We start from the raw sequence: 17,592 nt of genomic DNA, 5'->3' as shown, positions 1-17,592 counted from the left end.
TTCGGGTTGCGACATTGCCTAAACAATCCGAGGAACCTACGCACAGTGCTGATCGTGGGCTTAGCGTCGTCGTGTGCCGAACGGAGCCTGTGGTCGGCACAGACAATCGGATCCGATCACGAGGGGGTGGGGACAGTGAACGGAGCACCAGGTCGAGCGACCTTGCTTCGAGATCTCGAGCCAGTGATCGAGCAGAGACTCGAGCGTCATCTACGTACCGCGCAGAGGTGGGACCCGAGCGCATACGTTCGGCCGGAACTGTATTGGGGGCAGCGCCGCTCGTCGCTGACCGAGACGGCCAAGGCCGCGCTCATCACCACGCTGCTGACGCACAACAACACTGCGCTCGCCGACCCGGCAAGAGAACTCTCCACGAGTTCACCTGCGTGGGCCGAGTGGAACGCGGTCTGGTCCGATGAGAAGCGTGCACATGCGGATGCGATCCAGCGGTACCTCGTCGACACCAGGAGTGTCGACTCCGTCGCGTTGGACCGAGCGAGGGTGCAGTGCACGACCATCGGGATCGAATCGTCGATGGAAGGCGATAATTTCCTCCGCTCGATCGTCCACTCCACGATCGATGTCATGGCGACGATGGTGAGCCACCGCAACACGGCAGTCGAGTGCGCGGACCCGGTGGCGGAGCACTTGCTGGAACGCATCGTCGCCGATCAGGCGCGGCACGTGGCATTCTTCTCCGACGTCGTCGAGGAGGCCTTGAAGTTCGCGCCGGCGGAGACGCTGAAGGCAATCACCGAAGTACTGATGAATTTTCAGCTACCCGGGAGTGGGCTCGTCGGATTCGAGCGCAGCGCGATGCTGCTCGCCCGCGACGGAATCTACGATCTTCGCCAGCATCTCGACGATGTACTTCTTCCTGCTGTGCGGATGTGGCGCATCTTCGATCGGTCGGTCGTGGATCCTTCGGACCGCAATTGCCGGATCCTGTCCGACTTCCTCGACGACATAGAGGTCCAAGCGACCACCTTCGAGCAACTGCGGATTCGCGCTCGTGCGCGGGACGCAGCAAGACTGCGCGCGTCCTAGAACGCTCGCACCGAGACCCCCGGGGGGTCTGTGGGAAGGCGCCCTCTCTCCGGTTCGTCGATGTTTCCTCTCGGCGCATCGGAGAGAGGGCACTTGCCGTTCGAGAGCCCGCGTGTACGTGCGGTGTCGGCTAGGGTGTGTGGCGGCACAGCGAGCGGAGGCAGCCACGTGAGCAGCAGCACCATCGTCGTCGGAATCGACGGGTCGGAGGCGTCGGATCTGGCAGTCGTGTGGGCCGCACAGACGGCGGCGAGCCGGGATTTCACCCTGCGGATCGTCGCCGCCATCGACGTTCCTTCCTATCTGCCCGAGGGCAACGACATTCGAGCCGTGTTCGGCTCGCGGCTCGTCGCGGCGGAAACCCTTGCGCGTGAAAGCGTCGACGGCTCCGCCTTGTCCATCGTGACCGAGGCACGTGACGGAACGGTCGTCGACGTCCTGCTGTCGGAGTCCGAGAACTGCGCCCTCGTCGCCCTGGGCGCGAGCGGGCTGGGTGAGTCGGAATCGGGTCTGCTCGGATCGGCCGCTGTGGCTCTCACTGCCCACGCGTCCTCGCCGGTCGTCGTAGTTCGCGGTCGCAGGATCGACGGACGTCCGCCCACACTCGGACCTGTCGTCGTCGGAGTCGACGGGTCGGCTGTCGGCCAAGCCGCTGTGGCGGCCGCCTTCGACGAGGCGTCGCACCGCGGCGCGGTCCTGGTTGCCGTCCATGTATGGGCCGACGTTGCCCTTGCGCCGATGTCGGCCGTGCCGCGGCAGTGGGACGACATCGCGTCGTCGGAGGAAGCGCTGCTCGCCGAGAGTCTCGCCGGGTGGCAGGAGAAGTACCCGGATGTAGAGGTGAGGCGGGTCGTCGCCCAGGATCGGCCGGTGCGGGTGCTCGCGCAGCTGTCCGAGCAAGCGTCGTTGATCGTCGTCGGGAGTCGCGGACGCGGTGGTTTCCGTGGAATGTTGCTGGGCTCGACCAGTTACGCCCTCATCCACACCGCGGACTGCCCGGTACTCGTCGCCCGAGGCGATTACTGACGACGAGCATCGGCCGCCGAACTAGACGGCGACCGTCAGCAGGAACGCGACGTCCTCGATGGCCTCGACGCTGTGGCGGGCGTCCGGTATCACCAAGAGGTCGCCCGCGGAGCCCTTCCAGGATTTCTCGCCGCTCACCAAGTTGAGTTGACCGCTGATGACGAGGACGGTCGACTCACCGGACAGGTCGTGCTCGGCCAGTTTGTTCCCGGCGGCCAACGCGACGACCGTCTGGCGCAGGTGACGCTGGTGCCCGCCGTAGACGGTCTGCGAACTGCGGCCACTCGACGTGCCCACGGCGAGCTTCAATTGCTGGCGGGCAAGGGCGGTGAGTGACTTCTTGTCCATGCGCCCCAGTATGGCCCAACCGCAGCCGCAGTGAGGGGCATCGGTGCGAAATCCACTGTGAATCAGGTAGTTCGGTAAGCCTTGCCGTACTGGTTCCAGCGGAAGCGGTGGCCGTTCTTCTCGCTGACGCGCCACTCGCCGAGCGTCGTCGCCCAGCCGTCGGGAATGCGCGGAGCACGAGTTTGTCCCTCGACCGAAAGGTCGATCTCGGTGACTTCCAACCGTGTCGTGAACGGCAGTGCAGCGCGGTAGATTTCGCCGCCGCCGATGATCCAGACCTCACCGTCGACGAGAGCGAGCGCGTCTTCGACACTGTGTGCAGCGTCCGCTCCGTCGGCACGCCAGGTGCGGTCCCGGGTGACGACGATGTTGCGCCGACCGGGGAGTGGCCGAAATCGTTCCGGTAGCGAATCCCAGGTCCTACGACCCATGACGACGGGATGGCCGCGGGTGATCTCGCGGAAGTGAGCCATGTCCTCGGGGATGTGCCACGGGATGGTCGTGCCGTCGCCGATGACTCCGTCGTGGGCCTGCGCCCAGATGGCGCCGACCGTCGTCGGGCTCATACAGCGACCGGCGCCTTGATGGACGGGTGGTGCTGGTACCCGACGACCTCGATGTCCTCGAATTGGTAGTCGAAGATCGAATCCCGCTGCGCAAGATTCAGTTTCGGGTAGGGGAAAGGTTCGCGGCTCAGCTGCTCCGCAACTTGCTCACGGTGGTTGTCGTAGATGTGGCAGTCGCCGCCTGTCCACACGAAATCGCCGACTTCGAGGCCAACCTGCGCGGCGACCATGTGCGTCAGCAGTGCGTAGCTGGCGATGTTGAACGGAACTCCGAGGAACAGATCGGCGCTGCGCTGATAAAGCTGGCAGGACAGTTTGCCGTCGGCGACGTAGAACTGGAAGAAGGCATGGCAGGGCGGCAGCGCCATCTGCGGAATCTCGCCGACGTTCCACGACGAGACGATGTTGCGTCGCGAATCGGGATCCGAGCGCAGAAGGTCCAGAGCAGCCGAGATCTGGTCGATGTGCTCGCCCGCCGGTGTCGGCCACGACCTCCACTGGACCCCGTAGACAGGACCGAGTTCACCGTCGGGCGCCGCCCATTCGTCCCAGATTGTGACGCCGTGCTCCTGCAGCCACGACACGTTGGAATCACCGCGAAGGAACCACAGCAACTCGTAGACGATCGACTTCAGGTGCACCCGTTTGGTGGTGATCAGCGGAAATCCCTCGGCGAGGTCGAACCGCATCTGGTGGCCGAAGATACTGGTCGTGCCCGTCCCGGTGCGGTCGGACTTGGCGGTGCCGGTCGCGAGTACGTGCCGCAGCAGATCCTCGTACGGGGTGGAAACCATGTGGAACATTATGCGCCCCGTTCCATCGGACCACGCCGAGCACCCGTCCAGCATTGTGTCGATAGTGCGAGAGTGTCGACGCCGAGCGCATAATTGCCCCATGCCCGAGTTGCCCGAAGTTGAAGCTCTCGCGGGTTTTCTCCGTGAGCATGCCGTCGGCGCCGTGATCGGTCGTGTCGACATCGCCGCACTGAGCGTGCTCAAGACGTTCGATCCGCCGATCACGGAATTGCAGGGAAGAGACGTGACCGACGCGGCTCGGTTCGGCAAGCACCTGGCTGTACAGGCAGGGGATCTCTGGCTGATCACGCATCTGTCCCGGGGCGGATGGCTTCGGTGGACGGACAATCCGTCGGCGGCTCCGCCGAAACCAGGGAAGGGTCCGCTGGCGCTCCGTGTCCACTTCTTCACGCCGGAGGGGCTGACACCCGCCATCGACCTCACCGAAGCAGGCACGAAAAAACGGTTGGCAGTCTGGGTGGTGCGTGATCCGCAGGAGGTGCCGGGCATTGCTCGCCTCGGTCCCGACGCCTTGGCCGTCACGGAAACGGAATTCGCCGACATCATGAAGGGAACGACGGCTCGACTGAAGACGGTTCTCGTCGACCAGTCGATGTTGGCCGGGATCGGCAACGCCTACTCCGACGAGATCCTCCACGTGGCCAAGCTTTCACCGTTCGCATCGTCGGGCAAGCTCGATCCCGAGTCGGTCGGAGTGCTGTACGCCGCGATGCGCGAGGTGCTGATGGACGCCGTCGACAGGTCGACCGGTCAGGACGCGGCCCGGTTGAAGGGCGAGAAGAGATCGGGAATGCGAGTGCATGCCCGAGCAGGTCTGCCGTGCCCGGTCTGTGGGGATACCGTCCGCGAAGTCTCCTACGCCGAACGCTCGTTTCAGTACTGCGCGACGTGCCAGACGTCCGGCAAGGTCCTGGCGGACCGCCGGATGTCCCGCCTGCTCAAGTAGCGGACGCTTCGGTCTTCTGGCTCGCGTAACCGCGGTAGCCTTCCCAGGCTCGTCGGCGATCGCTGCGAGGGTCCCGCTGGACTCTGGTCCGGGTGTCGAAAATGAGTGTCTCGCGCGCATTCTCGTCGTACTTGGGCCAGCTGGGCAGCGGGGAGCCGGTGCGCGCGAACTCCAGCCAGTGCGACTGGACGTGTTCCGTGACCTCGTGAAAGGCGCGGCGTCCACCGGGAACGGTCATCAACTTACCGAACGAGGTCTCGTTGATTCCGAACACTGCGAACAGTTCGAATCCGTGTGTGGCGTCGAGTCCCAGCCACTTCATCACCCGCGGCGCGAAATCGAATCGATAGCTGTAGGTCGGCGCCCTGCGCGAGTGCGTTTCCGCAACCTCGATCGACGGCTTCCAGAACGTGAAGTCGCCTCCGACGTCGATCGCTGCCGCCTCGTTCGGGTACCCGGGGTACGCCTCGAGAACAACGTCTTTCGCGGCCGGGTCGGTCAACGCGAAAAGTGTGTCGATGCGTGAGGGATTGGTCGGGAGTGCGTCGAGCACCTTGGGGAACAATGTTCCCTCACGTCCGTTGGTGCCGATGATCAGCGGAACCGCATGGGCAGTGCCGTCGGCGCAGGCGTCGAGCGGGTTCTTCGGCAGAAAATCGCCGTCGACGACCGGGCCGAACGGATGGAGACCGGGAGTGCTCTTCACGACCGACAGAGCCAGCTTCGAGCCCGTGCTGCCGAGAGTCTTCACGTCGGCGGTGTCCAGGGTGCTCGCTACGTTGCCTCCGTCGCCGAGGAATTCGACGAACTGGCGCGCCCACTCCGTCGCACGATCCTGCGTGGCGACGAGGCCGGGGGCCGAACTTTCCGCGATGGCCTGCTTGAACAACCCCTTCGCCGCCGGAGTCGCCAGCAGCGTGGTCACCGCGTTTCCTCCGGCGGATTCACCGAAGACGGTGACGTTGTCCGGATCTCCGCCGAACTCGCCGATGTTCGCCTGCACCCATTCGAGAGCCGCAACCTGATCTCGTAGGCCCAGATTGGAGTCGAACTGTCGGGTGGACGTGGAGAACTGGGAGAAATCCAGGTAGCCGAGTGTACCGAGGCGGTAGTTGATGGACACGTAGACGATTCCGTCCCCGTCCTTCAACGCCCGGCGCACCAGAGATCCACCGCCGTACAGCGGGGTGGCCGACGTTCCCAGTGTGTATGCGCCGCCGTGGATGAACACCATGACCGGCAGACGCCCTGCACTTCGGCGCCCGGGAGCCAGAACGTTGAGTGTGAGGCAGTCCTCGCTCGACGGTTGGTACTTGTTCACCGACAGCATGGTGCCGCGTTTGTGCTGGACCGACGCGTTGCCCCACTCCGTTGCGTCACGCACTCCGGTCCACGGCTCCACCGGCTGAGGTGCGCGCAGGCGTAGCGGGCCCACCGGGGGCGCTGCGTACGGAATCCCTCGCCATGTGACGAGGTTGCCTACCTTCTTTCCCTCCAGGGTGCCGTCCGTGGTGGTGACTCTGGTGTTCTCGAGCATGGCCAGGAGTCTACGCGGAGATCTTACCGGCGGGTAAGGATCGGGAGGATGGACAATCGTTCCCATGAACTTCCAGTACCACGCCGACGTGGTGCAACTGCTCGTCTCACCCGCCCACGCGTACTTCGGCCGCGCCAAGGACGGACCGGCGCAGGAGGTGCCGACGCAGTTCCCCGAACAGGTGGACATCGTTGCGCACAAGGGAATTCGCGGTGACCGCTTCTTCGGCGTCAAAGCGCACACCGAAGCCGCGGTGACGTTCCTGGCCGCCGAGGCGTGGGACGCCGTCGGCGACGTACTCGGAATCTCGATGCCCGACACCGCGGTGGCCAGGCGAAACATCGTCGTACGCGGTCTGGAGCTCGATCCGTTGCGCGGAGAGGAATTCGAGCTCGACTCCGGTGACGGTCCGGTGAGATTCCGTGGCGGCAGGCCCGCGCATCCCTGCGTGTGGATGGACACGATGGCGGCCGAGGGTGCGCGCAAGGCCCTGATCGGCCGTGGGGGCCTGCGCGCCGAGCCGCTCACCGACGGGATTCTCCGCGTGGGAACCGTCGTCGTCCGATCGCCCGTCGAACTGCGTGCCGTCGACGCGGCGCGGCAGGTCAAACGGGCTCAGCCACTCCGCGACGGGCGATGAACCCTACGCGCGCCGTGACTCGAGGAGGCGCAGCCAGACTTCGCTGACCGTGGGGTACGACGGTACGGCGTGCCACAGGTCGTCGAGCGTCACCTTGCCGACGACGGCGATGGTGGCGGCGTGGACCAGTTCGTCGACGCCGGGGCCGACGAAGGTGGCGCCGACCACGATGTCCTTCGTTTTGTCGACGACCAACTGTGCGTGCCCGGAGTAGTCGTCCTGCTGAAGCGACGATCCCGCGACCTCGATGTCGACCCCGAGGATCTCGACGTCGATGTCCGCCGAACGCGCTTGCTTCTCGGTAAGACCGACGGACGCGACCTGCAGCGGGGTGAACACCACCTGCGGCACCTGTCCGTGATCGGCCGAGGCGGTGAAGCGCTTGCCGTCCAACGGCTTTCCGTCGGCGCGGGCGGCGATGACGTCGCCGACCACGCGCGCTTGGTACTTGCCCATGTGGGTCAGCGGCGCGCGACCGTTGATGTCGCCTGCCGCATAGAGCCAGGGCGCACCGGGTACCTGGAGGTGGTCGTCGGTTTCGACGTAACCTCGATCGTCGACCCCGATGGACGACAGACCGAGGTCGGCGCTCGCCGGCGTGCGGCCTGCGGCGACCAGGACTTCGTCGACGACGATCGTCTCGCCGTTCACCGTCAATTCTGCTGCGCCACCGTGGATTCTGCCGATTCCCGTGTCCGACGCGTCCGGCCGCGACACGGCCGTGAGGTCGGCGTCGAACAGTATCGTCGCGCCTCGGGATCGAAGCGCGTCGGCGACGAGTTCGCTCGCGAAGGGTTCGGCGCTCGCCAGCAGGGCCGAGCCGCGCACGATCATCGTCACCTCGGCGCCGAACGACAACAGCCACGTCGCCGCTTCCGACGCCACGACACCGCCTCCGATGACGGCGACTCGGCGGGGGATCTCGTGAATGTTGGTGGCGTCGCGGGAAGTCCAGGGGAGGGAGTCACGCAGGCCAGGGGTGCCCGGAACCGACGCGGTGGTCCCGGTCGCGAGGACGACGGCGTGCCGGGCCGTCAAGGTGCGACCGCCGACGTCGACCGTTCGGTCGCCGGTGATGCGGCCGTGGCCGCGGACCACGGAGATCCCGGCGGACTCGGCCCACGACACCTGCGAGGAATCGTCGAGGGAATGTGTGAAGGATTCCCGACGCGCCAGCACGGCGTCGGCATCGAGGCCGCGGTCGCCGACGAGTTCCTTCACCCCCGGCATGTTGCGCGCTGTGGTGAGCACTTCGCTGGGCCGCAGCAACGCCTTGCTGGGCATGCACGCCCAGTAGGAACATTCGCCGCCGACGAGTTCGTGCTCGACGATCACCGCTGTGCGGTCGCTGCCTGCGATGGCGTAGCTCGCGGCGTTCTCGCCGACGGGGCCCCCGCCGATGACGATCACGTCGAATTCGTCAGTAGTGTTCACGGTCATCTTTCAAGAGTGGCATAGGGTCTTCGGGCATGGGGACGATGCGCAACAAGATTCTGATCACCGGTGCGAGTTCGGGGCTCGGTGAAGAGATGGCCAAGCGATTCGCCGCGCAGGGTAAGGATCTGGCCCTGTGTGCCCGACGCCTGGACCGGCTGGAGGCGCTTCGCGACGAGCTGATCGTGGCCAATCCCGGCGTCGCCGTCGCCATCCGAGCGCTGGACGTGACCGACCACGACGCCGTGGGCCGTGTCTTCGGCGAGTTGCACGACGAGCTGGGCGGCCTGGACCGGGTGATCGTCAACGCGGGACTCGGCAAGGGAGCGAAGATCGGTACCGGACGCGCCGACGCCAATCTCGCCACCGCGCGAACCAATTTCGTGGGCGCACTGTCGCAGATCGAGGCGGCGCTGGAGATCTTCCGCAAGCAGAAGTTCGGGCACCTGGTCCTTGTGTCCTCGATCAGTGCCGACCGCGGACTTCCCGGCCCCAAGGCCGTCTATTCTGCGAGCAAGGCGGGCGTCGCGGCTCTCGGTGACGCCCTGGCCACCGAACTTTCCCGCACCGACATCGTCGTCACGACGCTGTTGCCGGGTTTCATCGCGACGGACATGTCCGCCAAAGCTGGGGACAAGAGCGTGCTGACGGCAAGCCTCGACCAAGGCGTGACGGCGATGATCAGCGCAATCGAGAAGGAACCGCGGCGCGCGGCTCTGCCCGGCCTGAAGTGGCGGGGTATCGATGCAGCGCTGCGTTTTCTACCGAATCAGATCACCGACAGGCTCGTCTGATTCGTTCTATTGCAGGTAGTGCTCCACCTGCTCGACGCTCCCTGCCTGTGCGTCGTCCGGGTTCAGCCCCGCGTCCAGACGCGCTCGGCGCTGCCGAAGCAGATCCCAGCACTGGTCGAGTGCGTGCTCGATCTTCGTCAGTTCGGCTTTTTCTTCCGCTGGATCGATGTCGCCTGCCTGGCTGTCCGACCGAAGTTTGTGTTCGGTGGCCACCAGCTGCTGGATCGTCGTGTAGATGTCGTGCTCGCTCATAGCGACCACGGTAGACCTGTACGAGGCGTGACGACCCCCTGCTACCACCAAATTCTCGATAGTTCACCAGGGTGAGGCGCTGAGGCCTCGCCGGGCCAACACGTGCGCGGCGACCTCACCGAGAACGGTCGCGTATCGAGGCTCGGTACCGACGAGTGACAGCGTCGACCGTGAATCGAGGAAGGATACGTAGGCAGAGAGTGCAGTCGTGGTGCGTGCACGGCCGGCCCGCGGGTGAAGAGCGCGCGTTGCGACGCTCGATGCCCGGTGCCTGCCGATCGACGCCACCGCAGGCGGAATGTCGCCGATGTTGGAGCACAGTACCCGAGCAGTTCCCGGCGCCGCCGTCAGCGCAGCTGCGCGGCGATCGGACAGCAGTTGCACCACCTCGGCCGGAAACCCACCGGGCGCACCGGCGGGACGGGCGAACGCGCTCTTGGTCGCCTGCTTGATCTCGTCGACGGTATCGGTCACCGCGAGGTTCAGTGTTGCCATTCCGATGCGGTTCGTACCGCCTCCGGTGGTCCGGAACGGAACGTTGATGCGAATCGGTTGCGGCTCACCCAGTTCGGCGGCGATCTCCGTGACGACGGAGATGAACTCCGAGTTGGTCAGGACCGCGTCGATGTCGAAGGTCGCGCTGCTGCAGACGATCTCGTGCGTCGTCACGGCTCGCGACGCGTGACGGTAGCGGGTCAGCTCGCGTCGGGACGCCTTCTCGAACGCCAATCGTGCCGCGGCACGCACGGATGCCGGCGCCACCCGTCTCACCAGAGACACCGCATCCATCACGTCCGATGTCGAGCGCGGAGGAGGCTCGGGCGCAGAGCCTTCGAATGCCACTCCGGCTGCTGCCACCAGTCCGGCAGCGTCGGCCAGGGTGTGTGAACACGCCAACGACATGACGGTGCCGCCGGCGTCCGTGGTCGCCACCGCCATCCGCCAGCCGGGTCCGAACTCCGGGTCGAGGTCCACGTCGGCCTGCCGATCGGCCCAGTCGAGGATCTCGGAGGTCTTGACCGGCGAGGGTTCGACGGCCAGCGCATAAGACTGCGCCGCGTCGACCCAGCGCCGACGAGCGCCGGGAACCTTCGGGCTGATTATCCGTCGGCCTAGTCGTCCGAGACTCAGGTTGGCGTGGACTGCTGCGAAATCGGCTCGGTCGACCGCGTCGTCGCTACGCCAAATGCCCTGCAGTGCAATGGGTAAACCGTAGCCCCTGTGTGTTCTGAGGAAGATCTCGTCGACGACGGACAGTCGGCCCGGAGTCAACGCCCGTGTCTTCCCGCACCCGACGCGAACTGCTGTGCACCGCTGAGTGCATCCGCAGCCATCGAGATGGCGCCGTGCCGGAATTCGTTCACGATGGCCGCTTCCTCGTCGAGTCCGTCCTGCTCGAGCAAGGACAACCGATCCTCCCGCATGCATGTCTGCGGGAGCAAGGCCAGTTCGGCTGCGAGTGCTTCGGCCTCGGAGCGTGCGCGACCGACGGGCACGACACGGTTGGCGAGACCGATCGCAAGGGCTTCCTCGGCGTCGACGGCGCGACCGGTGAGGATCAGATCCATGGCGCGCGACGTCCCGATCAACCGCGGAAGACGCACGGTACCGCCGTCGATCAGCGGAACACCCCACCTCCGGCAGAAGACTCCGAAAGTGCTGTCGTCCTCGACGATTCGGAGGTCGCACCACAGAGCGAGTTCGAGACCGCCGGCAACCGCGTACCCGGAGACAGCGGCGATGACGGGCTTGGACAGGCGCATACGCGTCGGGCCCATCGGTCCGTCGCCGTGTTCGGTGGCGTGATTGGAGCGTTCGGTGCCGAGCGCTTTGAGGTCTGCACCGGAGCAGAATGTCCCGCCTTCGCCCCACAGCACCGCAACGGCGGCCGAGTCGTCGGCGTCGAACTCCTCGAATGCGCTGACCAACTGCTCCGCTGTGGGACCGTCGACGGCGTTTCTCGCCTCGGGCCTCGACAGGACGACGGTGGTGACGGGCCCCGAGCGTTCGATCCTCACTGGCATGACTCGACCGTACTCGAGAGGGCTTGCCTGAAGCAATGAATCAGTGCTTCACTTCTTGGCATGCCTTACCGACGGACCACCGCCGTACAAGCACGAATCGACGCCGGACGAGAGAAACTGTTCGACGCCGCCGTCGAGGTGCTGTCTTCACAGGGTTACCGAGGACTGTCCATCGCGTCCGTGGCCGCAGCTGCGGGAGTGTCGGCGGGTAGCGTCTACACGCACTTCGACAGCAAGTCCGACCTCGTCGTCGCGATCTTCCGCACCGTCTGTGGACGGGAAGTGCAGGCTGTCGTCGACGCGTCAGGCGCGAGTGGAGCCCGCGGAATGAGCCGGACGGGGTCGGGCAGCGTCGTGGAACGGGTCACGGCGATCGTCGAGACCTTCGCCGGGCGCGCGATGAAGAACCGCACCATGGCCTACGCGCTGTTGGCCGAGCCCGTCGATCCAGCCGTCGACGCCGAGCGTCTGGTGTTCCGCCGCAGCTTCGCCGCGGCGATCGGTGATGCTGTCGCCGACGGCATCGCGGCGGGCGACATCCCCGAGCAGAACGTCGAGATCGCTGCCGCGGCCCTCGTCGGAGCGGTGGGGGAAGTGCTCGTCGGCCCGCTGAGTCCGGACCGCACCGACACCGCCGACGTGATTCCGGATCTCGTTGCATTCGCCCTGCGATCGTTAGGAGTGTCATGACCTTCCCAGCCACCCATACCGTCTTCAACCAGGTCCCCGATCTGCTTCCATACGACACGTCCGACGACGCGTCGCTGCTCGAGGGCCTCCGCCGCGAAGGGGGCGGGTGGTCCGAGGACGAGGTTCGGCAGCTCGGGGCTCGCGCGGGAAGCGTGGAGGCCCAGGAGTGGGGACGCCTCGCGAACGAGAACCCGCCCGCACTGCGCACGCACGACAGGTACGGCAATCGAGTCGACGAGGTCGAGTTCCATCCGCACTGGCACGACCTGATGAACGTCGCGATCGAGAACGGACTGCACGCGACGCCGTGGCAGGACACCAGGCCCGGTGCACACGTCGCCCGGGCGGCCAAGTTCTACGCGTGGGGCCAGGCCGACGCCGGCCACATGTGCCCGATCTCGATGACCTACGCGGCCGTACCCGCATTGCGACACAACCCGGATCTGGCCGAGACGTACGAGCCGCTGTTGGCCTCGACCGACTACGATTTCGGTCTCCGCGTCCCCACCGAGAAGCGCGGTCTGACCGCGGGGATGTCGATGACCGAGAAACAAGGCGGCTCGGACGTTCGGTCGGGCACGACCATCGCGACACCGTCCACGGACGGCACGTACACGATCGTCGGACACAAATGGTTCACGTCCGCGCCGACGTCGGACATGTTCCTGACCTTGGCGCAGGCACCCGGCGGGCTGTCCTGCTTCCTGCTGCCGCGCGTGCTGCCCGACGGCTCCCTCAACCGCATCCAGGTGCAACGGCTCAAGGACAAGCTGGGCAACAAGTCCAATGCGTCCGGCGAGCTCGAATACCTCGGTGCCACAGGATGGCTCGTCGGCGACGAAGGCCGGGGCGTGAAGACGATCATCGAGATGGTCAACATGACCCGACTCGACTGCGTCATCGGTTCCGCGGCAGGAATGCGCAATGCCACCGTTCGAGCGGTGCATCACGCTCGCCACCGTTCCGCGTTCGGTGCCGCGTTGATCGAGCAGCCGTTGATGCGAAATGTTTTGTCGGACTTGATCGTCGAATCGGAAGCCGCCACAGCGGCCATGATCCGTCTGGCCGGAGCGACCGACCGGTCCGCACGTGGAGATGCGCAGGAGACCGAACTGCGCCGAATAACGTTGGCGATCACCAAGTACTGGGTCTGCAAGCGAGCGCCGTCTCACGCCGCCGAAGCGCTGGAATGTCTCGGCGGTAACGGGTACGTCGAGGAATCCGGTATGCCGAGACTGTTCCGGGAATCCCCGCTGATGTCGATTTGGGAAGGGTCGGGCAACGTCGCCGCGCTGGATTCGCTTCGCGCACTGGCCAAGCAACCCGACGTGGTGGAGGCGTACTTCGCCGAGGTCACGTCGGCGACAGGGGCGGATTCACGTCTGGACGACGCCATTGCGCGCGTGGGTAAGGAGCTCTCCGACACCAGTGACATGGAGTACCGCGCCCGCAGGGTGGTCGAACTGATGGCACTGGTGTTCCAGGGTTCGCTGCTGGTGCGGCACGGTGATCCCGCGGTGGCCGACGCATTCTGCGCGAGCCGCCTGGGAGAAGACTGGGGAGGAGCTTTCGGAACCCTGCCTACGGGATTGGACACCGCCGCGATAGTGGCCCGAATCTGAGAGTTACTTGGAAGTGGAGCTGTAGTGGCCCAACGGTTTTCGGTTGGATGCGGCCTGTACGAACGCTCGGGCGATTCTGTCGGTGAATTCTCGCGGTGTGGACAGGTCCTCCCAGTCCCACCGCACCACCGTCCACCCGAGCTGCTCCATTCGATGTCGCTCGCGTCGACCATCGATGTCCGTCAGCACCGGATCTGCGCCGTATACCCCTTCGCCCTCGTACCGTCCGACGACTCCATGATCCGGGTAGAGGAACGGCGAGCGTCCGACGTACCCGCCCACCTCGTCGAACAGAGACTGCCCCAGCAACGGAGGTGGCAGCGGCAGCGTGTCCAACAACATCCTGCTGCGCGTTTCACCGGTGCTCTGGCTGCGGCTCGACATCGACTGCACGGCCTGGCGTGCCTTGGCGATGCCGGTTCGGTTCCGGGCGTCGGTGAGCGCATCCTGAAGTTCCCGGTGCGTGGTGAGCCCGGCGCGCATGGCGTAGTCGCCGATACACACAGCCGGGTGCAGTGGAAGCGACCGAGCCAGGTCCACGATCGTCCGAGTCGGCGCGGTGACCGGAAACCCTTCCCGCTCGGTCAGATCCGCAGCCGGAAGTGGTGACCCGTGCAGCACTCGCTGGCGCCCCTTCTTGCCCGCATACGACCGCGCAACGGTGAACGTGACTTTGTCCAGCGGAATGTCCCACGTCTCCATCCGATGTAGAACCGCCGCCGACACATGACTGAACACCGCATCGGTGCTCGACTCCGCATAGATCGCCTCGGCGAGCACAGCATGCCGTCGATGCGCGTCGAGCCGTCGGTAGACGTCCGCGCGCACGAAATAACCGCGGCGGATGGTGACGATCTCCCCGCTTGCACGGCCGCGTCGCAGATCGTCGTCGGTGTATCCCCGTGCAAGCGCCTCGGTGCGCGAGAACATCCCCTGCTGATCGAAGTCCATACTGAATTGGACGCACCGGAGGGCCGTTCGGTTCACTCCGGGCAAATCCACCCACCCGTTGTGAGTTATCGGACCCTCTCAACGCACAACAGGTGGGTGGATTTCAGGGTCGGTACGGGGGAAGCGGTTCGGCTCGAAATGTCCCCTCAGGTTCCGGCATTCGTGCTCCACGAGCAAGCATCCGTCGGACCCGTTCGGTCAGAGCGTTCGGTTGCGCAAGATCACGCCAGCTCGCGCGCGCGAACGGCCATCCAGCGTCGCGGATGCGGTTCTCACGGTCCTTCTCGGCGAGCACGCTTGCCCGCGTGTCGGCCGCGTTCACTCCGTACTTGTCGGCCCCGTCGAACTCGAAGCATCCCCACGGCCCGGTGAACAAGAAATCCGTTCGGCCCAGGAACGTGCCGCCGGCGTCGTACACCGACTGATTGAGAAGGGGAGCAAACCCGGCGTCGACGAGAATCAATCGGGTGCGGGACTCCCCGACGCTGTCGCTGCGATCGGTCATCGCGGCTACGGCCCGGACGGCGTTCTGGATACCGGTGCGGTGCCGTGCGCTGCAGAGAGCCTCGTCCAGTTCGGTCCTGGTGACGAGGCCTCGACGCAACGCCGAGTCGCCCACGCACACTGCTCGTTCGAACGTCGTGGATCGCGCGATGTCCACCACCGTCCGGGTTGGGGTAGTGAGCGAAAGTCCGTGAAAGACTGTGCTTTCCGATTCCGACAGCGTCGAACCGTGCACAATTCGGCGCCGGCCCTTCCGTGCAGTGATGGTGCGTCCGGTCGTCGAGTGGACGTGCGCGAGGGGCAGCGCCCAGACATCCATTCCCCACGCGATTGCCGCCGACTGGTGGCTCAGCACCACCGGGGCTTCGTGAGCAATCGCGCGCGCGAGCAGCAGATGCTGCTGCTCGGAATTCAAGGTGGCGAAGAACGCTGCCGACACGAACGCGCCTGGCCGGACCGCGATCAGTTCACCGCGCAATCGCGCGTGCCGCAGTTGACCGTCGGTGACGCCCGATGCCAGAGCGTCGGAGCGAAAGAGCAGGCCCTCGAAGTCCATACCTACTTGGACGCGACGGAGGCAGGCTCGGTTCAGTCAGGTCGGCAAATCCACCCACCTGTTGTGAGTTATCGGACCCTCGCAACGCACAACAGGTGGGTGAATTCGAGGGAAGTGCTACTTGGAGCGACCCCGCTGATCGCGGTACCAGCGCACGAGAGCGTCGGTCGACGAATCGCTCTGCGGTGCAGGAGCTTCGGCGTCGGTCAGGACAGGCGTCAGTTCCAGCGCCTGGGTCTTGCCGAGTTCGACACCCCACTGATCGAACGAGTCGACACCCCACACGACACCCTCGACGAACACCTGGTGCTCGTACAACGCGATCAGCTGGCCGACCACCGACGGCGTCAGCTTCGGGGCGAGGATCGAGGTGGACGGACGGTTGCCGGGCATGACCTTGTGCGGAACGACGTCGGCGGCGGTACCTTCGGCGGCGATCTCCTCGGCGGTCTTGCCGAATGCCAGCACCTTGGTCTGCGCGAAGAAGTTGCTCATCAGCAGGTCGTGCATGGACCCGGTGCCGTCGCGCGTGGGGAGGTCGTCGGTGGGCTCGGCGAATCCGATGAAGTCGGCCGGAATCAACCGGGTGCCCTGGTGTAGCAGCTGGTAGAACGCGTGCTGTCCGTTGGTGCCCGGCTCACCCCAGAAGATCTCGCCGGTCGACGTGGTGACGGGGGTGCCGTCGGCCTTGACGGACTTGCCGTTGGATTCCATCGTCAACTGCTGCAAGTAGGCCGGGAAACGAGACAGGTCGTTGGAGTACGGCAACACCGCACGGGTCTCCGCGCCGAAGAAGTTGCTGTACCAGAGTCCGATCAGGCCGAGCAGCGCAGGCGCGTTGCTCTCGAGCGGCGTCGTGCGGAAGTGCTCGTCGATCTGGTGGAAGCCGTCGAGGAATTCACCGAACGCTTCCTTGCCGATGACAGCCATGACCGACAGGCCGATCGCGGAGTCCACCGAGTAACGGCCGCCGACCCAGTCCCAGAAACCGAACATGTTGGCCGTGTCGATGCCGAACTCGGACACTCGCTCTGCGTTGGTCGAGACCGCGACGAAGTGTTTGGACACGGCGTCGTCGCCCAGTGCGTCGACGAGCCAGCGCCTTGCGGCGGTGGCATTGGTCAGCGTCTCCAGAGTGGAGAACGTCTTCGACGCCACGATGAACAGTGTCGTTGCCGGATCCAGCCCATCGAGAGCGGCAACCAGATCGGCGGGGTCGACGTTGGAGACGAACTTCGCCGAGATGCCGGCATCGGCGTAGTGGCGCAGAGCGTCGTACACCATGACGGGGCCGAGATCGCTGCCACCGATGCCGATGTTGACGACGGTGGAGATCTTCGAGCCGGTGGCGCCGACCCACTCACCCGACCGGACGCGGTCGGTGAAATCACCCATGCGAGTGAGGACTTCGTGCACATCGGCGACGACGTTCTGGCCGTCGACCTTGAGAGTCGCGTCGGCGGGTAGGCGAAGGGCGGTGTGCAGGACCGCGCGGTCCTCGGAGGTGTTGATGTGGGTGCCCGAGAACATCGCGTCGCGACGGCCTTCCACGTCGGCGGCCCGGGCGAGCTCGACCAGAAGCGAGACGGTCTCGGAATCGACGATGTGCTTGCTGTAGTCGATGTGAAGATCACCCGCGGCGAGAGTGAACGCGCGTCCACGATCGTCGTCAGCGGCGAACAGCTCGCGGAGCGTCGTGGCTCCGAGTGCGTCGTGGTGTGCCTTCAGGTTCTTCCAGGCTTCCGTGCCCGTGATGTCGACGCTCATATCGTCCAACAATAGTGCCGGGCGCCTCGCTGTGCGCGCCTTCCTCGTTTGTCGTGGCACCGGTGAGGGCACA

The 17,592-nt window shown here is 65.5% G+C and carries 18 protein-coding genes; 7 read left to right on the top strand and 11 right to left on the bottom strand.

Features of this window, described 5'->3' with window-relative positions; all coding sequences use genetic code 11:
* The first annotated feature begins 135 nt into the window (after positions 1-135).
* A complete protein-coding gene (locus tag CH293_RS03820; RefSeq protein ID WP_094719523.1) occupies positions 136-1,047 on the top strand; it encodes an acyl-ACP desaturase in 912 nt (303 codons plus the stop codon).
* 168 nt (positions 1,048-1,215) lie between these two features.
* On the top strand, positions 1,216-2,073 hold the full coding sequence (locus tag CH293_RS03815; RefSeq protein WP_094719522.1) for a universal stress protein: 858 nt from the start codon (positions 1,216-1,218) through the stop codon (positions 2,071-2,073).
* A gap of 21 nt (positions 2,074-2,094) precedes the next feature.
* On the opposite strand, the gene CH293_RS03810 is transcribed toward CH293_RS03815, so the two are convergent.
* The 3 genes from CH293_RS03810 to CH293_RS03800 all read right to left on the bottom strand — a co-directional run bounded on the left by CH293_RS03810 (position 2,095) and on the right by CH293_RS03800 (position 3,790).
* Positions 2,095-2,421, bottom strand: coding sequence for a cupin domain-containing protein (locus CH293_RS03810; RefSeq protein WP_037103826.1), 327 nt, complete (start codon positions 2,419-2,421; stop codon positions 2,095-2,097).
* Positions 2,422-2,483: 62 nt separating this feature from the next.
* Positions 2,484-2,987, bottom strand: a complete 504-nt coding sequence (locus tag CH293_RS03805; RefSeq protein WP_094719425.1) for a dihydrofolate reductase — start codon at positions 2,985-2,987, stop codon at positions 2,484-2,486.
* Positions 2,984-3,790, bottom strand: a complete 807-nt coding sequence (locus tag CH293_RS03800) for a thymidylate synthase (protein WP_094719424.1) — start codon at positions 3,788-3,790, stop codon at positions 2,984-2,986. Before CH293_RS03800 ends, CH293_RS03805 begins: the two co-directional genes overlap by 4 nt.
* Positions 3,791-3,881: 91 nt before the next feature.
* Here CH293_RS03800 and CH293_RS03795 point away from each other — a divergent pair, with 91 nt between their 5' ends.
* Positions 3,882-4,748, top strand: a complete 867-nt coding sequence (locus CH293_RS03795; RefSeq protein WP_094719423.1) for an Fpg/Nei family DNA glycosylase — start codon at positions 3,882-3,884, stop codon at positions 4,746-4,748.
* Here the strand turns inward: CH293_RS03795 and CH293_RS03790 are convergent.
* A complete protein-coding gene (locus tag CH293_RS03790) occupies positions 4,741-6,285 on the bottom strand; it encodes a carboxylesterase/lipase family protein (RefSeq protein ID WP_094719422.1) in 1,545 nt (514 codons plus the stop codon). The genes CH293_RS03795 and CH293_RS03790 overlap by 8 nt on opposite strands.
* Positions 6,286-6,349: 64 nt before the next feature.
* Between CH293_RS03790 and CH293_RS03785 the strand changes: the two genes are divergently transcribed.
* Positions 6,350-6,925: a molybdenum cofactor biosysynthesis protein gene (locus tag CH293_RS03785; RefSeq protein ID WP_094719421.1), complete on the top strand. Its 576-nt coding sequence runs from the start codon at positions 6,350-6,352 to the stop codon at positions 6,923-6,925.
* A gap of 3 nt (positions 6,926-6,928) precedes the next feature.
* Here CH293_RS03785 and CH293_RS03780 read toward each other — a convergent pair whose 3' ends face one another.
* Complete coding sequence (locus tag CH293_RS03780; RefSeq protein ID WP_094719420.1) at positions 6,929-8,365, bottom strand: NAD(P)/FAD-dependent oxidoreductase; 1,437 nt, start codon at positions 8,363-8,365, stop codon at positions 6,929-6,931.
* Positions 8,366-8,394: 29 nt separating this feature from the next.
* Between CH293_RS03780 and CH293_RS03775 the strand changes: the two genes are divergently transcribed.
* The gene (locus CH293_RS03775) at positions 8,395-9,153 is read left to right on the top strand and encodes an SDR family oxidoreductase (RefSeq protein WP_094719419.1); all 759 of its coding nucleotides are present in this window, start codon (positions 8,395-8,397) and stop codon (positions 9,151-9,153) included.
* A gap of 6 nt (positions 9,154-9,159) precedes the next feature.
* Here CH293_RS03775 and CH293_RS03770 read toward each other — a convergent pair whose 3' ends face one another.
* From CH293_RS03770 to CH293_RS03760, 3 genes are all read right to left on the bottom strand, one after another.
* Entirely contained in the window at positions 9,160-9,405 is a 246-nt protein-coding gene (locus CH293_RS03770) for a DUF2630 family protein (RefSeq protein ID WP_037103837.1), read from the bottom strand.
* A 63-nt stretch (positions 9,406-9,468) separates the two neighbouring features.
* Complete coding sequence (locus tag CH293_RS03765; RefSeq protein WP_094719418.1) at positions 9,469-10,677, bottom strand: hypothetical protein; 1,209 nt, start codon at positions 10,675-10,677, stop codon at positions 9,469-9,471.
* A complete protein-coding gene (locus tag CH293_RS03760; protein ID WP_176459901.1) occupies positions 10,674-11,429 on the bottom strand; it encodes a crotonase/enoyl-CoA hydratase family protein in 756 nt (251 codons plus the stop codon). Before CH293_RS03760 ends, CH293_RS03765 begins: the two co-directional genes overlap by 4 nt.
* Positions 11,430-11,489: 60 nt before the next feature.
* Between CH293_RS03760 and CH293_RS03755 the strand changes: the two genes are divergently transcribed.
* Both CH293_RS03755 and CH293_RS03750 read left to right on the top strand, forming a co-directional pair.
* Positions 11,490-12,119, top strand: coding sequence for a TetR/AcrR family transcriptional regulator (locus CH293_RS03755; RefSeq protein WP_094719416.1), 630 nt, complete (start codon positions 11,490-11,492; stop codon positions 12,117-12,119).
* The gene (locus tag CH293_RS03750; protein WP_094719415.1) at positions 12,116-13,741 is read left to right on the top strand and encodes an acyl-CoA dehydrogenase family protein; all 1,626 of its coding nucleotides are present in this window, start codon (positions 12,116-12,118) and stop codon (positions 13,739-13,741) included. The genes CH293_RS03755 and CH293_RS03750 overlap by 4 nt, the downstream gene beginning before the upstream one ends.
* Before the next feature lie 3 nt (positions 13,742-13,744).
* On the opposite strand, the gene CH293_RS03745 is transcribed toward CH293_RS03750, so the two are convergent.
* The 3 genes from CH293_RS03745 to pgi form a co-directional block, all read right to left on the bottom strand.
* Positions 13,745-14,692 carry a type IV toxin-antitoxin system AbiEi family antitoxin domain-containing protein gene (locus tag CH293_RS03745; protein WP_094719414.1) on the bottom strand — a complete coding sequence of 316 codons (948 nt, stop codon included), beginning with the start codon at positions 14,690-14,692 and terminating at the stop codon, positions 13,745-13,747.
* Between the two features lie 103 nt (positions 14,693-14,795).
* Positions 14,796-15,752: a hypothetical protein gene (locus tag CH293_RS03740; RefSeq protein ID WP_094719413.1), complete on the bottom strand. Its 957-nt coding sequence runs from the start codon at positions 15,750-15,752 to the stop codon at positions 14,796-14,798.
* A gap of 117 nt (positions 15,753-15,869) precedes the next feature.
* On the bottom strand, positions 15,870-17,519 hold the full coding sequence (gene pgi / locus CH293_RS03735; RefSeq protein WP_094719412.1) for a glucose-6-phosphate isomerase: 1,650 nt from the start codon (positions 17,517-17,519) through the stop codon (positions 15,870-15,872).
* Between the last annotated feature and the right edge of the window lie 73 nt (positions 17,520-17,592).

This window comes from Rhodococcus sp. 14-2470-1b, from assembly GCF_002259415.1.
Taxonomy (GTDB): Bacteria; Actinomycetota; Actinomycetes; order Mycobacteriales; family Mycobacteriaceae; genus Rhodococcoides.
The sequence above is the reverse complement of the archived record's forward strand: the minus strand, read 5'-3'. Positions and strand labels throughout refer to the sequence as shown.